The sequence below is a fragment of the Kingella pumchi genome (assembly GCF_022288825.1).
In the GTDB taxonomy this organism is placed as follows: domain Bacteria; phylum Pseudomonadota; class Gammaproteobacteria; order Burkholderiales; family Neisseriaceae; genus Kingella_D; species Kingella_D pumchi.
The window spans coordinates 1-2,035 of the sequence record NZ_JAKOOW010000001.1; the positions used below are offsets into that span (position 1 = coordinate 1).

At 58.2% G+C, this 2,035-nt stretch carries 4 protein-coding genes; all 4 read left to right on the forward strand.

Annotated features, from left to right (window positions below):
* The first annotated feature begins 119 nt into the window (after window positions 1-119).
* The 4 genes from MB824_RS00005 (at window position 120) to MB824_RS00020 (ending at window position 1,972) form a co-directional block, all read left to right on the forward strand.
* A complete protein-coding gene (locus MB824_RS00005) occupies window positions 120-491 on the forward strand; it encodes a DoxX-like family protein (protein WP_238744733.1) in 372 nt (123 codons plus the stop codon).
* On the forward strand, window positions 488-955 hold the full coding sequence (locus tag MB824_RS00010) for a DUF2269 family protein (protein ID WP_238744735.1): 468 nt from the start codon (window positions 488-490) through the stop codon (window positions 953-955). Before MB824_RS00005 ends, MB824_RS00010 begins: the two co-directional genes overlap by 4 nt.
* 108 nt (window positions 956-1,063) lie before the next feature.
* Window positions 1,064-1,516 carry a hypothetical protein gene (locus MB824_RS00015; RefSeq protein ID WP_238744737.1) on the forward strand — a complete coding sequence of 151 codons (453 nt, stop codon included), beginning with the start codon at window positions 1,064-1,066 and terminating at the stop codon, window positions 1,514-1,516.
* A gap of 42 nt (window positions 1,517-1,558) precedes the next feature.
* Complete coding sequence (locus tag MB824_RS00020) at window positions 1,559-1,972, forward strand: thiol-disulfide oxidoreductase DCC family protein (protein WP_238744739.1); 414 nt, start codon at window positions 1,559-1,561, stop codon at window positions 1,970-1,972.
* Window positions 1,973-2,035 lie beyond the last annotated feature (63 nt).

Sequence of the window (2,035 nt, forward strand, 5' to 3'; positions counted from 1 at the left end):
TTTTTTAGTTTACAATGGGTTATCTTCATTTTTGCAGTCTAACATGACTGCTTATCTAGTACAGCCCCAAATTTTTTTTAATACTCTATTTCTGTTTTAACAGAAATTTTGGAATAAACATGAAACCAAAAAACTATCTGGTCTGCTCCATCGCCTTTTTATGGCTGTGGAGCGGCATTCAGCCCGCGCTGTTTGCGCTGCCGCAGTCGTTGGATTTGCTCGCGCAGGTGGGCGTTCAGGCTGCCTATCGCGTGCCGCTGTTTGCGCTTTCCTGCGTGTTGGACGTGTTTTTCGGGCTGGGCTGCGCCACGCGGCTGCGGCATCGGGCGTGGTTTTGGGCGGCGCAGGCGGCGGTTGTGCTGGTATATAGCGCGATTGTCGCTTTCAGGCTGCCGCAGATGTGGGCGCATCCGTTTGCGCCTTTGGTGAAGAATGTGCCGATTGCGGCGGTGATGTTTTATTTGTTTGACGCGAACAGGAGACGGAAATGAGTGCTTATTTAATCGTGAAAACCCTGCATATTTTGTCGGCGACGCTGATGGTGGGCACCGGCTTCGGCACGGCGTTTTATCTCTTTTGGGCAAACCGCAGCGGCTCGCTGGAAGCGCAGTCGGTGGTGAGCCGTTGGGTGGTGAAGGCCGACTGGTGGTTCACCACGCCCACGGTGATATTCCAGCTCGCTTCGGGCAGCTGGATGATTTGGAAAGCCGGCTGGGCGTGGGATACGAAATGGATTGTGATGACGCTGGCGCTGTATGCCCTGTGCGGCGCGTGCTGGCTGCCGGTGGTGTGGCTGCAGGTAAAAATGGCAAAAATCGCACAAACGGCGCAGCAAAGCGGCGGTACCATGCCCGCGCAATACTGGCGTTATGCGAAAATCTGGGAGCTTTTGGGCTACCCCGCCTTCTGCGCCACGCTGGTGATTTATTTCCTGATGGTGATGAAACCCGCCTGATGGCCGTTTCAGGCAGCCTGAAAACCCGCCAACCCTTTTCAGGCTGCCTGCAGGGTGGCAAAACAGCCCAGGCGCCACACCGTATTTTCTGATTGGAAAGGCTGTGCCATGGGCGATTCCGACCGCGACTATCCCGTTTTCAACCTGCTGGTGTTCTACGCCACCGGCGGCGGTGCGGCAGGCAGCATTGTCTATCTGCTGTTTTATCTGCCGTTTGCCGACGCCGGCCTGTCGCTGCCGGCTCTGTATCCCTTTCCGCAGGCGCTGATAGCCGATTTGGTACAGATGGCAAGCAATCTGCTGTTGTTTATGCTGATAGGCGCTACCGTCGGCTCGCCCCTTGCGCTGCTGTGCGGACTGATACTCTGCCTTATCCGCCCCTACCGCAATGCAGCCGGCTTTTTCTGCGCCGCATGTGCGGGCGCCGCCAGCGGCATGGCGGCGCGGTTTATCCCCTTTTATTCTTACCTGCCGGATACCCTGAAGTTGGTCGTGCTGTGCACCGCCGCATCCCTGCTCACCGCCTCCTTCGCCCTGCCCAAGCCTCCGCAAGCAGCCTGAAAGCGAAGTTCCAACGCAGTTACCCAAAAACGGAACCAAAATATGAAACAACACACCATTTTCTACGACGCCCAATGCCCGCTGTGCGTGCGCGAAATGGCGCTAACGCTGGAAAAAAACCGCAGCGGCAGCCTGAAAGCCGTGCCCGTGCAGGGCAGCGAAACCGAGCTCGCGCAATACGGCATCAGCCCGAACGACGCCATGACCTATATCCATATCGTCCGCAGCGACGGCGCCGTTCTCAAAGGCATGAGCGCACTGCGCCTGATGTACGCCGAATGCGAAGGCCGCCCCCTAAGCCGCATCTGGAACCTGCCGCTGCTGCGCCAAATCGCCGACTGGGGCTACCCGCTGTTCGCCCGCAACCGCTACCGCCTGCCGCGCTGGCTGCTGCCGCGCCCGCAATGCGAAGACGGCGTCTGCCATATCCCGCCCGCCAAGCGGCGCCGGTTCTGAATTGGCAACCTGAAAGCCTGTCCGACCGTTTTTCAGGCTGCCTGCCAACCCTTTTCCCCCCCC